This is a genomic window from Streptomyces sp. CB02923 (genome assembly GCF_001905005.1).
Taxonomy (GTDB): domain Bacteria; phylum Actinomycetota; class Actinomycetes; order Streptomycetales; family Streptomycetaceae; genus Streptomyces.
Window position 1 is genome coordinate 740,971 of the sequence record NZ_LWKZ01000026.1, and the last position, 18,692, is coordinate 759,662.

Below are 18,692 nucleotides of genomic sequence, written 5' to 3' on the forward strand. Positions count from 1 at the left end.
GCTGCGAGAAAACCCATTGTCCACTGAAATCCCTGGTGCACGGACGGAACCACCGCTCACGACGAGCGGCGTTGCCGGTGCCCGCACCCGGAACCCGGGAGGAGGGCGCAGGCAGCGCGACACCAAGGGGAACGGGCCGCGAAGAGGCCGTCCGTGCGTTTCACCGCGGCCCCTCCCCTGCCTGACGCGGCGGTATTTGACGCTGCCTCGATGAAAGGAAACAGCACCATGCAGAAGACAGGCATGAGGCGGGCCGCGGCCGCGCTCGTGGCGGTGGCCGCCATCGCCGGAGCATCGCCCGCCTTCGCCCTCAGGGCAGCGACCGACGGCGCGAGGGCCGAGACCTTTTCCCACAACAAGAAGATCAGGGTCCTGGACACCAAGAGGGACGGCAAAAAGGTCAAGGCGGAGTACTACCGGGCGGCCTCGCCGGGCACCAAGCGCACCTTGTGGAACGACAAGGGCAAGGGCCACTGGACGAAGAGCGGTTCCGGATCCCGGATCTTCCGGATCCACGTGTGCAAGGAGATAAACCACGCCCCGGACAAGTGCAGCGCCTGGCGGCCCTGACCAGGTGACCGGGCAGCGCCCTGCGACGGCGGCCCGGTGACCGGCCGGGGCCCTGCGACGGCGGCCAGGTGACCGGGCAGCGCCCTGCGACGGCGACCCGGTGACCGGCCGGGGCCCGCGGGAAACCCTCGCGGGCCCCGGCCCCTGAGCCCCGCGAAGAGCTGACGTCCCCGACGCCCCCACGTACGTACTCGGAGTGAGTTCATGAGCGCTGCGCCCTCACCGGTGGCTCCGCACGGACCGGCGCCGGAAACCGGGCGGCCGACACGCCCGGCGGACCGGCACGGCAGGTACCGAGCGGTCCGGCGGATCCATCAGGGGGTCCTGGCGGCGGCCACCTGCCTGCTGGCCCTGAGCCTGTCCGCGATAGGGGTGACACACGCCGCTCACCAGGGGCAGGAGAGGCGCAGCGCGGACCGGACGCCGCAGCAGGTGACGGCGGGGGCGGGGCACGGTACGAAGCCGGTGGCCCTGTGGCGGGCCGCCGTCGACACCGTGGGGGACTTTCCCCACGACGTCGTCTCCGTGATCCCTCTCGTCAAGGGAGCAGCGCCTCCGCCCGGTCTGCCGCGCTGGCCCGAGCCGGGCGAGGCGTTCCTCTCCCCGGGCCTGATGGAAGCCGGAAAGAACGAAGGAATGAACGAAGGCGTGGCCTCGCGATACGGCAGGTTCGCCGGGGTCGTGGCGAAGGAAGGGCTTGAATCCCCCGGCGAGCGCTTCGCCTATGTACGTCCCCTGGCCAAGCCTGCCGACAAGGAAAGCATGTGGGAAATCTCCGGGTTCGGCCGGCAGGAAGCCGGGTTCCCCCTGGGCAGGCACATGTACGTCTACGGGGTGGACCGCCTCTATTGGGGGCTGCTCGGCCTGGCGGTGCTGCCTTCCTTGCTGCTCGCAGCCGTCGCCGCCCGAGGCATCAACACCGCGCGGGAACGCAAGCGGGGGCATGCACACGGCGGACAACGGCCGCCTGAGCGCGGCCCCTGCGTATGGCTACCCATCGCACTGGGAATGGTGGCGAGCTGTGCCGTGAGCCTCGGTGCCCAGTTCACCGACCTGCCGATTCCCGGCGTGGACTTCGTGCTGGACCGCGGCGACGTACGCTCCGCCGTGCCGCTGACGGGCGCGGCTCACCTCGTCGCGCTCGTAACGGTGTCGGCTCTGCTCGCCGGACTCCGGCGGCGTCGGCCGGGCAGCCCGAAGGCTCCGAAGTCCCGCCGCAGCCGGTACGCGCCCCACCCGGTCCGCGTACGGCGAGGATGCTGCCGGCTCTTCTTCCTCGCACTGCTGGTCGTGGCCCGCGGCACCGATCTGGCTCCCGAGAGCGCGCGTCTCACGGTGTATCTGACGGCCCTGGCCCTCACCCTGGTGTGTGCTCCGGCAGTCGTCGCGACGGCACTGACGTCCGGCGGCGGCCTGCTGGCCCGGACCGGTCGCAGGAGGGGCATCACCACGCTGCACGCCACGGGTGTGACCCTGAAGAGGTACCCGCTGCCGCTGGCCGCTCTGCTGTCCGCTGTCGTGGTGTCCTTCATCCTGGCAAGCCAGGTCCTGTTGTGGAACGGCATGCCAGGAGATCTGGCAAGCGAGGCCCGAGGCACCCGTGAACGCGTCGGTACCAGCATCGTAGAGATGAACGGCGAAGCCTCGGCCGGCGAGCTGAAGGCGTTCGAGGCCGCTCTGCCCGACAAGGCGCGGCTGCTCGCCGCACGCGACAGAGAAGACGACGCGCAGGGAAATCCCCGCGTCGAACTCGTAGGCGCCTGCGAGGCATTGCACGCATTCACATCCCCCTGCTCATCCGAACCGAGGGAAGTCACCGCCGACGGTGATGCCCGGCTTCGGGAATTCATGCGCTGGCACGGCCTGGTACCGGCCCGAGGAGCCCTCACCGCTACGCACGGGTCGCCGGCCCGCGATGCGAACGGGACGGCGCAACCGGTCCAGCTGATCGTCCTCGGTGACGGCGGGGCCGCCCTGTCCGTCCCGGCGCTGAAGAGGGCGGCCCATCAGCATCTGTCCGTATCCCATTCCGTCGACACACCTGGTGCCACGTGGATCGTGGGCACGGGCCCGTCCTTGGAAGCGGCCCGGTGGGCGCTCCTTCTCTCTTGCGTCATGGTCTTCTGCGTTGTTGCTGCCGCGGTTGCCGGCGTCACCACTGCCGCTTCCGCCATGACGCCGGCCGCAAGTTCACGGCAGGCGGCTCCCCTTGCGCTCCGGACGCGCCTCGTCGCCCTCGTCGTTCTCGTCGCCCTCCCCTTGGCCACCGCGGGACTGAGCGCGGTCCTGGGGACTTGGCTGGCTTCGCCGATGGACACCCCGGCATGGCCCGCTGTGACGATCGCCGCGTCGGCACCACTCATGTACGCGGTCGCGGCGGCTGCCGTTCCGGTCACGGTCGTGTTCCTCCTCCTCGGCGCGAGGCCTTCGGTACGGGCCCCGCGTACCGGCCGGACACCCCGGCACCACTCCCTTTGACCGCGTACAGCCATTCGCTATGGTCTGGACAAATGCCGGACGGGAACGAGGGCCACCCACCACCCGCGGCCACCCACCACCCGCGACCGCCCGGCGTCGCGATACGGCCAAGGCCGCCGACGGCACCCGGCGCCCCACGGACACCGGCGCTACCCCACGCGGCGGCCCATACCCGGGAGGAGTTGGCATGCACGCGAAGAGGAAATTGACCACGGTCATCGCCCTGGGCGTCGCCCCGCTCATCGCTGTGAGCCTGCCGGCCGGCACGGCCCACGCACACGGCTGGGTCACCTCACCCGCCAGCCGCCAGGACCAGTGCTTCGCTGGAAGTGTGGAGTGCGGCCCCATCAAGTGGGAGCCGGACGCCGTGGAAGGCCCCAAGGGCCTGAAGAGTTGCAGCGGCGGCAACGCGCAGTTCTCCGACCTCGATGACGACAGCAAAGGCTGGAAGGTGCACGACGTCGGCACATCGAAGACGTTCACCTGGCAGCTGACCGCGCAGCACAGCACGTCCACCTGGCAGTACTTCGCGGGCAACCAGAAGGTGGCCGAATTCGACGACGGCGGCGCGCAGCCACCCCAGTTCGTCAGACACCACGTGGACTTCGGCACCCTCCGAGGCAGACAGAGAGTGCTGGCGGTCTGGAACATCGCCGACACCGACAACGCGTTCTACGCCTGCATCGACGTGAACATACGGGGCTGAAGCGGCCGTCCGTCCCACTCCCTCACCGATTGCGCCGACGGCGCGGCCCGCTCAGGTCCTGGTCCGCTCGGCCGGTGGCGCCGACTGCGGGATCGCCGGTGACGCGGCGATCAGCGCATGGACGGCGGCGCGGACCTGACCCGCGACCGCCTCGGGGGTGGAGGTGTCGAGTTTGGCGTCGAGGTGCAGGAACGCCAGGCCGTGAACCAGGGCCCACACCGCGGTCGACAAGGCGGCCGGGTCGGCGCCGGGAAAGGTGCCGCGCACGATGTCGCGGACGTATTCCCAGATGGCGGCGGTCGCGGCGGCCCGCTCCTCGTTGCCCGGATCGCAGGGCTCCGCGAACATCACCCGGAACATCGCCGGGTGGTCGAGCGCGAAGCACACGTAGGCGACGGCGACCGTCGCGAGGTCGTCGGCCGTCGCGGGGGACGGGTGAGCCGCGGCCAAACGTCCGGCGAGTTCGCGGTAGCCCTCCGCCGCGACCGCGGAGACGAGCGCGTCACGGTCCGCGTAGTGGCGGTAGGGGGCCGTCGCCGACACGCCGGCTCGCCGCGCCACCGCCCGTAGGGACAGCCCGGCACTGCCACTGCCGTCCTCCTCCAGCAGTTCCCGCGCGGCACGCAAGCAGGCGGCGCGCAGGTCGCCATGGTGATACGCACCCTCATGCGGCACAGGTCACAACCTCTCATGTTTACGATGCTCACATCGTCGCCTAATGTAAACGGTGCATACATCGTAAACGCTTGAGACGAAAGAAGGGGAACGCGGATGACCAGCGAGCTGTTCTCGCCACTGCCCTTGCGCTCCGGAGCGGCGCTGGGCAACCGGATCGCGAAGGCGGCGATGGAGGAAAACATGGCCGGCGACGGCCAACTCCCCGACCGGCAGCTGCTGGCGCTGTACCGGCGCTGGGCCGCGGGCGGCGCCGGACTGCTGATCACCGGAAACGTCATGGTCCACGCCGAGGCCCTGACCGGTCCGGCGGGCGTCGTGCTCGACGACGCCGCACCGCTGGAACCGTTCACCGAGTGGGCCACGGCCGCCAAGTCCGGCGGCGGGGCCGTGTGGATGCAGATCAACCACCCCGGCCGCCAGATCCAGGCGGACATGCCCGGCGTGGTGTGGGGCCCGTCCGCCGTGGGCGTCGACCTGGGAAAGCACAGCAGCCGATTCGGGCGGCCCGTCGCCATGACTCCCGAGCAGATCGAGGCCACCGTGGCCCGGTTCGCGGTCACGGCCGCGCGGGCCGAAGCGGCGGGGTTCGACGGCGTGGAGATCCACGCCGCGCACGGCTACCTGCTGTCGCAGTTCCTGTCCCCCCTGGTCAACCAGCGCACCGACGCGTGGGGCGGATCGCTCGAGAACCGGGCCCGAATGCTGCTGGACGTCATCCGTGCCGTCCGCACCGCCGTCTCCCCGTCCTTCGCTGTCGCGGTGAAGCTCAACTCCGCCGACTTCCAGCGCGGCGGATTCGACGCCAACGACGCCCGGCAGGTGATCGCGATGCTCGCGCCGCTCGGCGTCGACCTGGTCGAACTGTCCGGCGGCAGCTACGAGAGCCCGGCGATGTCCGGCCGCCCCGCCGATGCCCGCACCCAGGCCCGCGAGGCCTACTTCCTGGACCTGGCCGAGGACCTCGCCGCGACCAGCCCGCTGCCGCTGATGCTCACCGGCGGCATCACCCGCCGCGACACCGCCGAAAAGGTCCTCGCCGGCGGCGTGGCGCTCATCGGGATGGGCACCGCCCTCGCCGTCACCCCGGACCTGCCCCGCCGCTGGCGGGACGGCCGCGAGGCCGACCGGCAGCTACGGCCGGTGAACTGGTCCGACAAGGCACTCGCCTCCGCCGCCGGCATGGCGCAGGTCCGCCACCAGATGCGCCGCATCGCCCGCGGAAACCGCCCCACACCCGGCACCCACCCCGCGTACGCCCTGATCACCGAGCAGCTCCAACAGCGACGAGCACTACGCCGCTACCGCACCTGGCTGCCCACAGCACGAGACACCGCCACCGCGGACCGCCCCGCGTAAGCAAGTCGCGGCCGCCGCCGGGCACCGGCCACGACCACCCCGCACCACCTCCGATGCGATCATCACGATGCCGGATGCCGGATGCCGGATGCCGGATGGTGGTACGGCTGTACGGCGGTACTGCCCTTCGTCACCCCTGGCGACTGAGCGACCCTCTCGGGACGGCCTGCCGTCTCAGCCCCTCGAACGGGTCGCGAACTTGCGGCAGTTCCTTGCGGATCATGGCGGCCGGGGTAGCCGCCGCATGATCGTGTGCCGTGTCGGGCAGGCGTCTGATCACTGCGAAGGCCAGGCAATGCGTGACCTCGTATCCGAGCCTCGGCGGGAGGCGTACGCCCTGGTGCGCCGCCTTCGGGGCGCCTCCTTCACGGCGGCGTAGCGCGCCAGCAGTTTCGGCCCGTCGTTCAGGCGCGGGGATGGTCAGCCGATGGGGTTGACGAAGGTGGCGGGGTGGGTGGCGCCGTCCTGGTGGACGAGGGGGCCCCAGGGCCACTTCAGGGTCAGGGAGGTGGTCTCGTTGGGCGGGGTGACCGCTACCGTGGCGGGCTTCCAGGAGCCCTCCTCGTTCTCCTTGGCCAGGGCGAGGCTGATCGTGAAATCGGTGCTGTCCCCGGGCGCGAGGGTGATCGAGCCGTGCTTGGCCGAGGAGCGGGCCAGCGACCAGCCGGGGCCGCCCGCGTCCGGCTTGAGATCCACGCCCGCGAAGCCGCCGATCTTGCACGAGCGGCTGCCCTTGTTGGTCAGCACGATGCTGGTGGTCGTCGCCCCCTGCGCGTCCGGGTCCGGCACCGCGTCCTCACCGGTGGCGAAGACCGCCTTGAGGCCGGAGGTGTGGCAACGCTCGACACCCGAACCCGCCTTGCCGCCCCGGGAGCCCTGCGCGCCGCCCGCCTGCCTGCCCGCAGACCCCGCCTTGGCGTCGGCCTCGGTACCGGCCTTAGCCCCGGCCTTCGAGTCACCCTTCGAGTCACCCTTCGAGTCACCCTTGGCGCCGGAGTTCCCCTGGGCCTCGGAGCCCTGCTCCTTCACGGGCGAGCCCGCGGCTTCGGGGTCCTCGGCGGCCACAGGCGAATCCATCCGGCCCGCGGCCTTGGTGCCGGAGGCGGCGTCCGAGCCGGAGCAGGCAGTCAGGGTCAGACCGGCGGCCGCGGTCAGGGCCGCGGCGGCGACGCGCAGAGTACGGCGACGGGCAGTGCGCGCGGTGCGGGCAGTGCGCGCGGTGCGGGCGGTGGCGTTGGAGTTCATTTATGGTCCCCCCAGGACATTCGGTGTCGTTGTCTCCTCGGTACGACACCGATCCTGTCCGGGCCCCTTAGCGCGGGGCTGCCGCTCCGCTAACACCCGGCTAACGCCCGCGCGCCTGCACGCTCCCCGCTCCCCCGCTGCCCGCTCCCCGCTGTTCGCCCGATGCCCCGACACCTCCTCCCCCCGATCGAGCAAGCCACCACGCTGCCCGGGGTGAACGGCTGAACTCGGTGGGCGGTTGTGCGACACACCGTGGTGGCTTTCAGGCCGGGAGGGGGCGGGTGCGCATGGTGTGCGTGTGTTCACGCGGGTTCGTGTGTCGCTTCAGCGGGTTCGTGTCGCTTCAGCGGAGGTGTGTGGTGCGTCGAAGTGTTCTGGTCACGGGTGCGACGAGTGGTGTGGGTCTGGGGGTGGCGCTGCGTCTGGCCGGGGCCGGATTCGACGTTTTCGCCACGGCGCGTGACGAGCCGAAGGCCGAGAAGCTCCGGGCCACGGCGGCCGAGCGCGGGGTGAGGCTGCGGACGGTGCTGCTGGACGTGGCGAATGCCGGTTCCTGCCGCAGAGCGTGTGCGGAGGTCGTGGAGGCCACCGGAGGCGGGCCGTGGGCCCTGGTGAACAACGCCGGTATTCCGCTGGTGGGGGCGGTGGAGGACCTTGAGGACGCGGCGGTGCGGGAGCTGCTGGAAGTCAATGTGGTGGGAGCGGCGCGCATGGCCCGGCTGGTGCTGCCGGGGATGCGTGAGCGCGGGGCGGGACGCATCGTCAACGTCTCCTCCCTCGCGGGCCGTATCGCGGCTCCGGGCATGGGCTGGTACTGCGCGGGCAAGGCGGCGCTGGGGGCCTTGAACGACGTGCTGAGGATGGAGGCCGGGCCGGGCGGAGTACGGGTCGTCGTCGTCGAAGCAGGCGCGTACGCGAGTGCCATCCAGGGCCGGGCCGCCGACGATCTGGCGGCGCTGGCCAACCGGCAGACGCTGTTCGGCGGCATGTACCGGGCGGCGGAGGCGGCGCTGCGCGAGTCCGGTACACGGCTGCCGAGCGCGGAGCCGCTCGTGTCGGCTGTCTGCCGGGCGCTCGTCGCCCATCGGCCGCTGCACCGGTATGTGGTCGGCAGGCAGGCGAAGGCGGGGCTGCTCGCCGACGCGCTGGTGCCGGTACGCGTCAAGGACCACTTCAAGCGGGTGGCGATGGGGGCGTCGGGTGGCCATCCGCTGGTCGAGTACGCGGCGCGGCGCTGGTGCACGCCGTGGTGACGGTCAGGCCATCAGGCCGGAACGGCGCCACAGGTGGTGCTGGGGGCGTCTGATCAGGTCCGCTTCGGTGAGAAAGGCGATCAGCTTCTCTCCGCACCAGAGCATGGTGGCGCGGTGGTGGGGGTTGCGGCGTGCCTGGTGCCGGGCTTCGCCGGGGGCGAGCCCGATGTCGCCGTACCGGTCGGGGCGCAGGAGCGGCGGGACGGTGTGGGAGGCGACCAGGGCGGTCAGGGCACGGTGGAAGGCCAGGCGGCCCCGGTGGGCGTGTGCGGCGGCTTCGCGGAGTTCGGCGCGGGCGAAGCTGACGTGGCGTGCCTCTTCGGCCACGTGCAGGCGGCACACCGACCGCACCAGGGGCTGGACGCGTTCGTCCTGGGCGGCTTCGCGTTGGAGCCGGTCGAGGACTTCTTCGATGATCAGGGCGCTGGTGAAGGTGGTGATGTCCTGGAAAGCGGCAGCGGCCGGCGGGAAGGCGAGCCGGACGCGGGCCGGGACGCGGTGGGGCGGGCAGCCGAGGGTGGTCAGCAGCCGTCCGAACATGGTGATGTGCCGGGTTTCGTCGCCCATCTCCGTCAGCGCGTAGAAGGCGCGCGCGTCCAGGACGTCACGGTTCATCAGGTAGCGGGCGAACATGCGGATGATGGCCAGCTCGAACCAGTGCCCCATCTGCGCCATGTGCGCCGCTTCGTGGCGGGAGAGTACGAGGCGCTGCCTCGGGCTCATGCGCTCCCACAGGGGAGTGCCGTAGAGCGCGAGCCGTTCGGGCGGCCAGAACCAGGCGTCGTCCAGCAGGGGGGTGTCCCAGTCGATGTCCGTCGCGGGGTCGTACGAGCGGACGGCCGAGGCGTTCAGCAGGCGCTGGGCGACGGTGTGGGGGCTTCGGGAGAACCGCAGGGCCTGGTCGGTCATCAGGGATCACTCCTGGGCTGTTGCGCACCTGCCGTCCCCGCGAGGGGCTGTCGCTGCGGCAGGGGCTGCGGGGCGGGGGCCGTCGGGCGGGGCCATGGGCTCCACCACGTGGCGCGTCCGGCCAGGGCCAGGACGGCGGGGGCGAGCAGCCCGCGGACGACGGTGGCGTCGAGCAGGACCGCGAGGGCGAGGCCGACACCGATGATCTTCAGCATCACCAGGTCCGACGTGGCCAGTGCGGCCATGACGGCGGCCAGCGTGAGCGCGGCCCAGGTGAACAGGCGCGCGGTGTGGTCCAGGCCGCGGACCACTGCGGTGGCGGCGTCGGGGGCCCGTTCGTACTCCTCGCAGACGCGGGCGAGAAGGAGGATCTCGTAGTCCATGGACAGGCCGAAGGCGATGCCGAAGATGAGCGCGGGCATGAGCACGTCCGTGGTGCCGGTGACGGGGAAGCCGCCCAGCAGGCCGGCGAAGTGGCCTTCCTGGAAGACGAAGACCAGGGCACCGAAGCTGGCTGCCAGGCTGAGTGCGTTGAGCAGCAGTGCCGTGAGGGCCATGACCGGTCGCCGGGTCAGGGCGAAGGTCAGGGCCAGGAGCGTGGTCCCGGCCAGGGACAGGCACCACGGCAGGCGGGAGACGAGCGCCTGCTGGACGTCGTCGAGGACGGCGCCGGGGCCGCCGACGAGTACGGGGGCGGGCGCGGGCAGCCGGCGCAGGGTCCGGGCGAGGTCGCGGTTGGCGGTGGAGTAGGGCTCGCCGGGGGTGGTGACCGCCAGCCAGACGCCGCGGGGCGAGGCGAAGGGGGATGCCGCGGCGCGCGCCGCCGGGGTGCGGGTGCCGTGGGTGTAGGAGCCGGTGGCCGTTTCCACCTGTTCCGCGCCCTTCTGGAGGGAGATGCGCCGGGCGTAGGCGTCGAGTTCGGCGGCTCGCTGCCGGAGGTCGAAATGTGGCAGGACCACGGTGGTCGGGGTGATCACGGCGCCGGGCCGGTAGTCGTGGCGCAGCACCGCACCGGCTTTGGCGACGGTGGAGGAGGCGGGCTGGACGCGGTCGTCGAAGAGGCCGGTCCGTACGTGTGTGAAGGGGGTCGCGAGGACCAGCAGCACCGCGGTGACGGTGACGGCCACGAGGCCCGGCCGCCGCTGGGCGGCCAGGGCCATGCGCCCCCAGCGCCCCAGCCCGTCGGCCCGGCTCCCGGGGTGCGGGCCGGAACGGATACGGCGGCGGAGTCGGCGTCGGAGTCGGCGTGCGAGGACGCCCGGCCGGTGGACGCGGGGCCCCAGGACCGTCAGGAGGGCGGGGAGTACGACGAGGGCGGCCAGGGCCGCGAAAGCGGTGACCGCGATACCGCTGTACGCGATGGAGCGCAGGATGGTGTGCGGGAAGACCAGCAGCGAGGCCAGGGACAGAATGACCGTGCCCGCGGAGAACAGCACTGCCCGGCCCGCGGTCCGCAGTGCCGTGCGCAGGGCGGTTTCGGGATCGGCGCCGGCCGCGGTCTCCTCCCGGCAGCGGGCCAGCAGGAAGAGGCTGTAGTCGATGGCGAGGGCGAAGCCGAGTGCGGAGGAGATGTTGGCCGCGCTCACCGCCACCTCGGTGCAGAAGGTGAGCAGCCGCAGGACGGCCTGGGCGCCGAGTACGGCCAGCACGCCGACGGCAACGGGCAGGAGGGTGGCCACCGCCGAGCCGAACACCACGAGCAACAGCACCGCGGTCAGCGGCAGAGCCAGCACTTCCGCGCGGATCCGGTCCTGCTCGGTCAGCCGCAGCGCCTCGCCGCGCGAAGCGGCCTCGCCGGTGACCTCGACCTGCAGCGGGCCGTGGCGCCCGGCCGTCCGCGGTACCAGCCGTCCGGCCGCCCTTGTCGCCTCCTGCTCGCGTCCTCGCAGGCGTACCAGTACCAGGGCGCTGCGCCGGTCCGCCGATCGCAGCGACGGCGATCGGGTCTGCCAGTAGGAAACCACCTGGGACACCGACCGGTCGGCGCTCAGCTGCCGCTCCAGCCGCTCCCCCTGGGCCGCCGCGGCGCGGCCGTCGACCGACTTGGCGGCGCCGGTCACACGGGTGACGAGTACGAGGTGGGGCGGGCCGGAGGCGAACCGTTCCTGTAGCACTCGGTCGGCACGGGCCGCCTCGGTCGCCGCCGGCACGATCCCTCCTGGCGACAACTGCCCGTCCACCGATGCCCCGAACCAGGCACAGGCTGCCGCCAGCGCGGCGGCCGACGCCAGAACGACCCACCGGCCACGGCTCCGGGGACTGCGCATCGTCGTGACTCACCTCTGTCGTCGTGACTCACCCCTGTCCTCGTGACTCACCCCTTCGCCGGGCGGGCTTCCTCACCTTCTGCCGCCTCTCTGCCGCCTCTCTGTCGCCTCCATGTGTAGACAGGGGGCGGGCCGCGCAACACATCGCCACCTCTTCAGGCGAATGCCCCGTAGCGCCAAACGCGGGCACTTAAACACATCAACGGCGTGGGACGGCGTGGCGTCCACGGGCGCCGCCCTAGCGTGAGGCCATGAGCGACCTTCGGGCCTGCCTGGCAGGGGCCACCACGTACCTGCCCGAGCACTGGGTCACCATGAGCGAGCGGGAAGCCCAGATCGCGGCCGCCAGCGACGGCTTCACCCCGCCTCCCGGGCTGATCACCCAGCTGACCGGGGTGACGGGCGTCCATCTGATCGACGACGACCAGCAGGCATCCGATCTTGCGGTGGGTGCCGCCCGCAAGCTCATGGCCGACCACGGGATCCGGTCCGCCGACATCGACCTGATGATCTTCGCGGCGGCCAGCCAGGACATGATCGAACCGGCGACGTCCCACGTCGTGGCCGCCAAACTGGGGCTGACCTGCCCGGTCTTCGACGTGAAGAACGCCTGCAACAGCGTGCTCAACGCCCTGGAGATCACCCAGGCTCTGATCGCGTCCGGGCGGTACCGCACCGTGCTGATCACCTGCGGTGAGGCCCCCTCAGTCGCCGCCCGGCTGCGGGTCCCCGACGCGGCGGCGTTCGCCCGCGCCCTGCCCGCCTACGGTTTCTCCGACGCCGGTGCCGCACTCTTGTGGACGGCGCAGGAGACGCCCCGCGGCCTGCCGCCCCGGGGCATCCTCGGCTGTCATTTCGCCGCCGACTCCGCGGCCTGGCCCTCGGCGACCGTCCTGCACGGCGGCATCGCCTCCCTGCGCCGCCGCGCGGGCCCGGAAGCAACCGCGTGCTTCCGCATGGACAGCGTCCGCTTGCGCGACAGCCTGCGGACTCTCGGCCGCACCCACCTGCACCGCGCACTGCGCGAACTCGGCCTGGTCTTCGACGACTTCAGCTTCATCGGCGTCCACCAGGTCGCCCTGGCCGACCTCGACGACATGTGCGGGCCGGACATCGGCATCCCCCGCGACAAACTGATCATCACCCTCCCCGAACACGGCAACGTCGCCTCCGCCTCCCTCCCCCTCCAGCTCACCCGCGCCCTCGAAACCGGCCGGGCCGACCCCGGCGACCTGATCGCCCTCATCGGCCTGGCCGCCGGCAGCAGCGCCGGCCTGCTGGCGCTGCGCCTGTGAAGACCCGCCACTCCCGCCCCGACGACCGAGGAATGTTCGATGCCGCCTGTCTACGAAGCAGTCACCTCCGTGATGACCAGCCACTTCAACATCCCCGAGGACACCATCCGGCCCGAAGCCACCCTGGAGGATCTCGGCCTGGACTCCCTCGCCGTCGTCGAACTGCTCTGCGTTCTCCAGGACGAACTTGGCCTGCGCGTCCCCACAGGTGACGACGCGCTCAAGTCCCTCCAGATCACCCTCGCCCAGGCGGCCGCCGCCGTCGACCAGGCCCAGCCCGCCGGGGCGTCGGAGACGCTCGCATGAAGGGCGACGACATCGCCGTCACCGGCATCGGCCTGGTCACCCCCGCCGGGGTCGGCACCGACGCCACCTGGAGCACGGTCTGCTCCGGGACCCCCACCGCCGCTCTCGACCCGGCCCTGGGCGACGTACCGGTGCCGATCAGCTGCCGGGTTCCGCCGTTCGACGCGCAAGCCGTGCTCGGACCGCAGGTATGGCGCATGGACCGCTTCACCCACCTGGCCCTGGCCGCCGCCCGGCAGGCCGTCGACGACGCCGGTCTGGACCCGGCCACCTGGGACGGCGCCCGGGTCGCCGTGGTCGTCGGCGTCGGCTACGACAGCAAGGACCTCGTCATCCCCGCGGTCCGCAAACTCATCGACGGCGCCTACGAGAGCCTCTCCCCCCTCCTGATCCCCCGCACCACCGCCAACGCCGCGGCTGCGGAGATCTGCATCGACCTCGGCGCCCACGGCCCCAGCATGGCCGTCACCACCGCCTGCGCCTCCGGCGCGACCGCCCTCGGCACCGCGCGCGACCTGCTCCTGGCCAACCGCTGCGACATCGCCCTCGCCGGCGGCGCCGAAGCCCCCTGCCACCCCCTGCCCTCCGCGTGCTTCGCCCAGATGGGAGCCCTGTCCACCCGCCTGCACGACCCCGGGAGCGCCAGCCGCCCCTTCGACGTGGACCGCGACGGCTTCGTCCTCGCCGAAGGCGCCGGTCTGATGGTCCTGGAGCGCGCGGCCGACGCGCGGGCCCGCGGCGTCCGCCCCCGCGCCCACTTCAGCGGATACGGCACCGCCACCGACGGCTACCACTACGCGGCCCCCCATCCCGACGGCGTGGGCATCGAACACGCCTTCACGGCCGCCCTCGGCGACGCCGGCCTAACCACCTCCGACATCGGACACGTCAACGCCCACGGCACCGGAACGCCCCTGAACGACCGCATCGAAGGAGCCGCCCTCAACCGCGTCTTCAACGGCCACCCGCCCCCCGTCACCTCCACCAAAGGAGTCACCGGCCACCCCCTCGGCGCGGCAGGCGCCATCGAGGCGGCCCTGGCCGTCCTGGCTCTCGACCGCCAGACCATCCCGCCCACGGCCAACCTCCAGCACCTCGACCCCGACATCGCCCTCGACGTCGTCGCCAAAGCCCCGCGCCCGCACCGCATGGACGCCGTCGCCAGCAACTCCTGCGGCTTCGGAGGCCACAACGCCGTACTGATCCTGCAGCGCGTCTGAACTCCCGCAGGCACACGGCTCGGTCCCGGATACCGGTCATTCCGCGCCTGCGGGATTCGGACGCCCTCACCCGAAGCGGCGCCCGCGCACCAAAGCGGCTGCGGGGTGAACGAACGGCCCTCTACGGTGTGCCACCGGAGGCGGCGCCGAGCCGGGTGCGCTGCCTCGCCGCCTCGCTTCCTCATCCGTCGTGCTCCCCGCACCCTTCGCACCGGCCAGAGGAATCATCGTGGTCAGCCCCGCAAGCCCATCCGTGTCCCGCACGGTCGAGTTCTCCAGCACCGATCCGGAAGCGTGCCGGTCCTTCTTCCTCGGCGCTTACGGAAGTCGCCTACGGATCAACGTGCTCGGCCCGGACGGCGCGGTCAGCCATCAGCGGTGTGCCGCGGGCGCGTTCGCCGTGGACGACGTGCACCTGTCGGCCGACATCGGCTACTGCGCCGGCCCGCAGAAGTCCCTGATGATCACGGAGGTGAAGGGCACCGGTGGCGTCCTGGAGCACACCGTGGGCACGGAGAGCGGACGCTTCGGCCCCGGCGACCTGCTGCTGACCTGCCGGCCCGGTGAACCCTACGCCGGGCACCTCCGCGACATCCGGCTGCGGGCCGTACCGATCGCACCCGAGCTGCTGACCACGACCGCCGTACCGGCACCCGGTTCAGCCGTACGCCCCCTGCATTTCACCAGCATCCGCCCGGCGAACGCGGCCCTGGCCGCCCAGTGGAAGCACACGGTGGCCTTCATCGCCGACGACCTGCTGGCCCGCCCCGACGCCGCCTCCCAGCCACTGATCGTGGCCAGCGCGGCCCGGCTCCTGGCCGCGGCCACGCTCGCGGCCTTCCCCAACACGCTGACCTACGGCCACGACCTGCCCGAACCCGCCGCGCCACCGGCCGCGGTACGTCGCGCAGTGGCCTTCATCGAAGCGCAGCCGGACGCCGACATCGGCCTGACGCACATCGCCGCGGCCGCGGGCGTCCGCCCGCGTGCGCTCCAGCACGCCTTCCGCCGGCACTTGGACACCACGCCCACCGGCTACCTGCGCCGAGTCCGCCTCGCCCACGCGCACGAGGACCTGGTGAAAGCCGATCCCTCCACGGGAGCCACGGTCGCCGCAATCGCCTACCGCTGGGGATTCGCACACTCCGGACGCTTCACCGCCCGTTACCGCGGCACCTACGGATGCTCACCGCAGCAGACGCTGCGCACCACGTAACCGGCCATCGGTCCCGCCGTCCCGCTGTCTCGCCGTCCCGCCATCCCGCCATCCCGCCATCCCGCCATCCCGCCATCCCGCCATCCCGCCGGTGAGCGTGTGCAGGCGAGCGGGAAGCGGAAGGCCGTCAGCGGGCACTCGTTCCGGGGCAGAGCCGTTACTACCGTTGCTGAGAAGATCTCACAGCAAACGCCATCGCTCTCACCTTCTTGTCACTTCTCACTGCGTCGTGACTCCGGGGGCATCTCGTCAGCCCGACAGGGCGTCACAGGCAAGGAGAAGGAGCCGACCATGGACGCGCAGGACACCGCCAAGAGGCTGCGGGCGATCAGCGGCGAGTTGTCGGACCGTTTCTACGAGCGGGACGACGTGGTGCGGACGCTGGTGGCGACACTGCTGGCCGGGCAGCACTCGTTGGTGCTCGGCCCGCCCGGAACCGCCAAGTCCGAGCTGGCCCGGGAGCTCACGGGCAGAGTCGAGGGCGCGTCCTACTGGGAGATCCTCCTGTCGAAGTTCACCGCGCCGACGCGGATGTTCGGCCCCATCGACGTCGCCGCACTGGCCCGCGGCGAGTACCGCCAGGTCTACGACGGCCGCGCCACGACCGCGCACATCGCGTTCATCGACGAGATCTTCAAGTGCTCCACGGCGGCGCTGAACGAGACGCTGGGCTACCTCAACGAGCGGATCTACCACCCCGAGAGCGGCGGCGAACCGATCCGCTGCCCCCTGATCGGGGCCATCACCGCGAGCAACGAGCTTCCCGGCGGGGAGGACACAGTCGCGATCTACGACCGGCTGCTGGTACGGATCGAGGTCGGCTACCTGGAGGACCCCTCGAACTTCGCCGCGCTGATCCGCTCCGCCGTCAGCCGCCCGGAGGCGCCGATACGGACCACGGTCGAGCTGGCCGCGTTGCAGTACGCCGTGGCCGAAGCCGTCCCGGCCGTGGAGGTCCCCGACGGAATCGTGGACGCGGTGTGCACCCTGCGGGCCGCCCTGCGCCGCAAGGAACTCGTCGCCTCCGACCGCCGCTGGCGGCAGGCGGTGGGCCTGCTCCAGGCGTCCGCGTACCTGGACGGCCGTCCGGCGGTCGCCGAGACCGACCTGTCGGTGCTGACCCATGTGCTGTGGGACTCCCCCGCCCAGCGCCCGGCCGTCGAGCGCGAGGTACTGCACCTGGTGAACCCGGACGCCAAGGAGGCGCTCGACCTGGCCGACACCATCGACGAGTTGGAGGCCCAGCTCGACGCCATGGCCGGGCAGTCCCGTGAGGCGCTGAGCGAGTGGGTCATCAAGAAGGCCCACAACAAGCTCGCCACGGCGGGCAAGCGGCTGGAGAAGCTGCGCGAGGAGGCGGCCGTCGCCGGCCGCTCCACCGCCACCGTCGACCGGGTCACCGGCCGCCAGCGGGCCGTCCGCGCTCGCGTCCTCACCGAGGCCCTCGGCATGGACGCGAGCACGGTGCAGGCCCAGCTCTGAACGCCGGAGGACCTGGACCATGGGCGTGACACCGAACAGCGGCGACGAGCCGTCGAGCCGGGCGGGGACGTGGCCGGACCGGTCCGCCGCCGCTCCCCGGCGGCACACCACGGCCGTGATCGCGGACCATGTCGACCGGCTCACCTGGCGCGACACCTACGAGCAGTCGGCCGGACTGCGCGAACTGGCCGAGGAGCTGCACGAGCACCACGACCACACCGCCGACCTTCTGACCGACGCGTTCCTGGCCGCCTACAAAGGCAACCCGCGGTTGCGCGAACGCGCGGAGATGGCCCCCTCCCGGCTGGTCAACCACCAGATCATCACCGCGCTGGTCGACTCACCGGAGTCCGCCGCCCTGCGCCGGGAGACGGCCGGCGACCCCTACGCCGCTGCCATGGCCGTACTCGCCCAGGCCACCGTGCTCCGCCGGATCCTTGAGCGCTTCCGGGATACCCAGGAACAGGCCGAACAGGCAGAGAAAGCCGGGCAGGCCGAACAGGCAGAGAAGGCCGAGCAGGACGCAGAAAGCGCGGCGGCCGCCGTGGCCGAGGCGCTCCAGCAGGCCGCGGAGCAGGCCGCAGAGGAGGCCGCTGAGCAAGCCGTCAAGCAGGCCGCTAAGGAGGCCGCCGAGCGTTCCGTCCAGGACGGCACCACGCAGGCCCTCGCCGCGGCAGCCCCCGGCGCCCGTGCCGCCACAGGAAACGCGGCGGCGAAGTCCGCGCGGGCCGCGCGGGAGGAGGCCGCGCTGATGCGGGCGTGGGGCTTCGGTCCGGGCGAGCTGGAACGCATGTCGTTCGACCAGCGCGCCCGGCTCGCAGAGCGGCTGCGCACCAGCCGTCTCGCCCGGTGGGCCGAACTGATCGGCCGCTTCCGGCAGATGGCCGACGGTGAACGCGCCCGCAAGGTGGAGAACACCACGGGGGAGCTGATCGGCGTCACGCTCGGCAACGACCTCTCCCGCGTCATCCCCTCCGAGCTGGCCCACCTCGGTCTGCCCCAGATGCGTGCGGTGTTCGCCGCGCGATACGCCGCCGGGGAGCTGATGCTCTACGACAGTCAGGGAGAGCAGGCCACCGGCCGGGGCGCCATCATCGCGTGCGTCGACACCTCGCACTCGATGTACATGGACGGGCCGGGCGGAGTCACCCGGGAGGCGTGGGCCAAGGCGTGCGCCCTGGCCCTGCTGGACCAGGCCCGGCACGCGGGGCGTGACTTCGTGGGCATCCTGTTCTCCGCCGCCGACAAGATCCGGGTGTTCCGCTTCCCGGCGGGCCCGGACGCCGGCATCGACCAGGTGCTCGACTTCGCGGAGACCTTCCTCGGCGGCGGCACCAGCTACCAGACGCCGCTGACAGCGGCCTGCGAACTGCTGGAGGAGGAGTTCGACGACGCCGCCCGCACGCGCGGCGACATCGTGATGCTCACCGACGACGAATGCGGCGTCACCGAGGAGTGGATGCGCGGCTGGAACGACGCCAAACACCGGCTGGGCTTCCGCGTCTTCGGTGTGGCCATCGACGCCCCGCCCGCCGCCGAGGCGGGTTCGGTCCTGGACGCCCTGTGCGACAACCTCCGCTCCATCGAGGACCTCACCGACATCCACGCCGCCGCTGACCTCTTCCGCGTGATCTGAACCGGCCCTGCGGGCACGGTCCGGACGGTCGGGTGACCGCGACGGGTCTGCCACCGGACGGTGCAGGCCAGGGGC

General features: G+C 71.9%; 15 protein-coding genes. 11 read left to right on the top strand and 4 right to left on the bottom strand.

Going from position 1 to position 18,692, the window contains the following annotated elements:
• The first annotated feature begins 228 nt into the window (after nt 1-228).
• From A6A06_RS34740 to A6A06_RS34750, 3 genes are all read left to right on the top strand, one after another.
• Entirely contained in the window at nt 229-570 is a 342-nt protein-coding gene (locus tag A6A06_RS34740) for a hypothetical protein (protein WP_073767059.1), read from the top strand.
• 204 nt (nt 571-774) lie between these two features.
• Nucleotides 775-3,048 (top strand): hypothetical protein, encoded by a 2,274-nt coding sequence (locus tag A6A06_RS34745; RefSeq protein WP_199931359.1) that lies wholly within the window; start codon nt 775-777, stop codon nt 3,046-3,048.
• A 187-nt stretch (nt 3,049-3,235) separates the two neighbouring features.
• A complete protein-coding gene (locus A6A06_RS34750; RefSeq protein WP_073767064.1) occupies nt 3,236-3,754 on the top strand; it encodes a lytic polysaccharide monooxygenase auxiliary activity family 9 protein in 519 nt (172 codons plus the stop codon).
• A gap of 51 nt (nt 3,755-3,805) precedes the next feature.
• Here the strand turns inward: A6A06_RS34750 and A6A06_RS34755 are convergent, their stop codons facing one another.
• Nucleotides 3,806-4,429: a TetR/AcrR family transcriptional regulator gene (locus A6A06_RS34755; RefSeq protein ID WP_073767066.1), complete on the bottom strand. Its 624-nt coding sequence runs from the start codon at nt 4,427-4,429 to the stop codon at nt 3,806-3,808.
• Between the two features lie 96 nt (nt 4,430-4,525).
• On the opposite strand from A6A06_RS34755, the gene A6A06_RS34760 reads away from it, so the two are divergent.
• Entirely contained in the window at nt 4,526-5,788 is a 1,263-nt protein-coding gene (locus A6A06_RS34760; protein WP_073767068.1) for an NADH:flavin oxidoreductase/NADH oxidase family protein, read from the top strand.
• Nucleotides 5,789-6,208: 420 nt separating this feature from the next.
• Here A6A06_RS34760 and A6A06_RS34765 read toward each other — a convergent pair whose 3' ends face one another.
• Nucleotides 6,209-7,033, bottom strand: coding sequence for a DUF4232 domain-containing protein (locus A6A06_RS34765; protein WP_073767070.1), 825 nt, complete (start codon nt 7,031-7,033; stop codon nt 6,209-6,211).
• Between the two features lie 359 nt (nt 7,034-7,392).
• On the opposite strand from A6A06_RS34765, the gene A6A06_RS34770 reads away from it, so the two are divergent.
• Complete coding sequence (locus A6A06_RS34770; RefSeq protein ID WP_073767072.1) at nt 7,393-8,286, top strand: SDR family NAD(P)-dependent oxidoreductase; 894 nt, start codon at nt 7,393-7,395, stop codon at nt 8,284-8,286.
• Nucleotides 8,287-8,289: 3 nt separating this feature from the next.
• On the opposite strand, the gene A6A06_RS34775 is transcribed toward A6A06_RS34770, so the two are convergent.
• On the bottom strand, nt 8,290-9,195 hold the full coding sequence (locus A6A06_RS34775) for an AurF N-oxygenase family protein (RefSeq protein WP_073767074.1): 906 nt from the start codon (nt 9,193-9,195) through the stop codon (nt 8,290-8,292).
• The gene (locus tag A6A06_RS34780) at nt 9,195-11,345 is read right to left on the bottom strand and encodes an MMPL family transporter (RefSeq protein WP_073767076.1); all 2,151 of its coding nucleotides are present in this window, start codon (nt 11,343-11,345) and stop codon (nt 9,195-9,197) included. Before A6A06_RS34780 ends, A6A06_RS34775 begins: the two co-directional genes overlap by 1 nt.
• A gap of 368 nt (nt 11,346-11,713) precedes the next feature.
• On the opposite strand from A6A06_RS34780, the gene A6A06_RS34785 reads away from it, so the two are divergent.
• The 6 genes from A6A06_RS34785 (at nt 11,714) to A6A06_RS34810 (ending at nt 18,617) form a co-directional block, all read left to right on the top strand.
• A complete protein-coding gene (locus A6A06_RS34785) occupies nt 11,714-12,757 on the top strand; it encodes a 3-oxoacyl-ACP synthase III family protein (protein WP_073767078.1) in 1,044 nt (347 codons plus the stop codon).
• Nucleotides 12,758-12,796: 39 nt separating this feature from the next.
• Entirely contained in the window at nt 12,797-13,063 is a 267-nt protein-coding gene (locus A6A06_RS34790; protein ID WP_073767080.1) for an acyl carrier protein, read from the top strand.
• The gene (locus tag A6A06_RS34795) at nt 13,060-14,283 is read left to right on the top strand and encodes a beta-ketoacyl-[acyl-carrier-protein] synthase family protein (RefSeq protein WP_073767082.1); all 1,224 of its coding nucleotides are present in this window, start codon (nt 13,060-13,062) and stop codon (nt 14,281-14,283) included. Before A6A06_RS34790 ends, A6A06_RS34795 begins: the two co-directional genes overlap by 4 nt.
• A gap of 229 nt (nt 14,284-14,512) precedes the next feature.
• Nucleotides 14,513-15,499 (top strand): AraC family transcriptional regulator, encoded by a 987-nt coding sequence (locus A6A06_RS34800; RefSeq protein WP_199931360.1) that lies wholly within the window; start codon nt 14,513-14,515, stop codon nt 15,497-15,499.
• Between the two features lie 291 nt (nt 15,500-15,790).
• Entirely contained in the window at nt 15,791-16,981 is a 1,191-nt protein-coding gene (locus tag A6A06_RS34805) for an AAA family ATPase (protein ID WP_073767084.1), read from the top strand.
• Between the two features lie 19 nt (nt 16,982-17,000).
• A complete protein-coding gene (locus A6A06_RS34810; RefSeq protein WP_073767086.1) occupies nt 17,001-18,617 on the top strand; it encodes a VWA domain-containing protein in 1,617 nt (538 codons plus the stop codon).
• Nucleotides 18,618-18,692 lie beyond the last annotated feature (75 nt).